1 tRNA gene and 1 other RNA gene are annotated in these 1,152 nt (G+C 68.7%); one reads left to right on the top strand and one right to left on the bottom strand.

From position 1 onward, the window contains the following. Positions 1 to 2 precede the first annotated feature (2 nt). Positions 3 to 92, bottom strand: an RNA gene (ffs, locus tag Q4A20_RS11590) — signal recognition particle sRNA small type. Positions 93 to 357: 265 nt separating this feature from the next. Between ffs and Q4A20_RS11585 the strand changes: the two genes are divergently transcribed. Further along, positions 358 to 445, top strand: a tRNA-Ser gene (locus Q4A20_RS11585). Positions 446 to 1,152: the final 707 nt, after the last annotated feature.

The following is a 1,152-nucleotide window of genomic DNA, read 5'->3' as shown; positions in this document are numbered from 1 at the left end:
AGGACCCCCCGTGCACCCGCCAGAGCCCGCTTACCCTTGCTACCTTCCGGTCCTGGGGGGATTCACTGGATGACGCCGCACGAGGGGCCGAGTGCGAGCGTACCCGATAGGACCCGGAGACGGTCAAGTCCGCCGCCTGCCCGCAGTTGCAGGGCGTGCACACCCTCATCCACGAGTCCGTCCCCTCATCCACCGGTACGTTCCATTGCTGGCGCGATCGCGCACGCCGATGGCTGCCCATGTCCACGCCACGGGTCCGTTCGTGACGGATGCCACCGCTCAGGGTTGGCGCCAGAGCCACCCGGTCCGATATATTCGCGTTTCGCTACACGTGGTGAGCAGCCGCGTGCGGCACCTGGAGGATTCGCCTAGTGGCCTATGGCGCACGCTTGGAAAGCGTGTTGGGTGCAAGCCCTCGGGGGTTCGAATCCCCCATCCTCCGCCACTACTTTTCCCCGGAATCACAACGATTCCGGGGATTCTCTTTTTCCTCCTGTCAACGTGGGTGGCATGCGGGTTGGGGCTATAGGCGCAACGTGGTGCTTCAGGTCGGTTGCGGGGGTTAGCGGGCTCTTCGTGTTTGGGGGTGTGGTGGTTCCGGCGTGTTGGCTTCGGCCCGGGTTGCGGTGTTCGCGGTGGTCGTGGTTGGGGTGGCAAGGTCGGTGTCGGGCTGACGGGTCGTACTCGGACTGATAGGGACGTGTTCGGCCAGCACAGGTCGTTCTCGGGCGTACAAGGACGTGTTCGGGGCACCGAGGACGTCGTCGGGCTGGCGAGGACGTTCTCGGCCCAGTCGGGACGCTCTCGCCGTCGGCCAGGCGGAGTGCTCGAGGACGCGGGATAAACCTCCACGACGCCGGCCGGCCGCCGAGGACACCCTCCCGGGCGGCGTCCTCAAGGGCCAGGCCGCGTCGTCGGCGGCTAGCCCACGTCCTCGAACAACCCCCACCAGCCCCAACCACACCGACTCTTCGTGCTGACGACCGTGGCGGCCGGAGTGCCTTGATGTTTGTGGGTGTGCTGGCCGGCATGTTGCGAGGCGAGGGACGCGATGAGCCTGCCGTGGGGGGGCGGGGGCGGGGGGCCCCCCCCGCGGGACCCCGCCCGCGCCCCCCCCCCCCAGGGCCGAGGCCGCCGAGGCCGACGCTGAGG

It is taken from the genome of Actinomyces sp., from assembly GCF_030530635.1.
Classification (GTDB): Bacteria; Actinomycetota; Actinomycetes; order Actinomycetales; family Actinomycetaceae; genus Actinomyces.
This window is presented reverse-complemented; position numbering and strand designations above follow the sequence as displayed.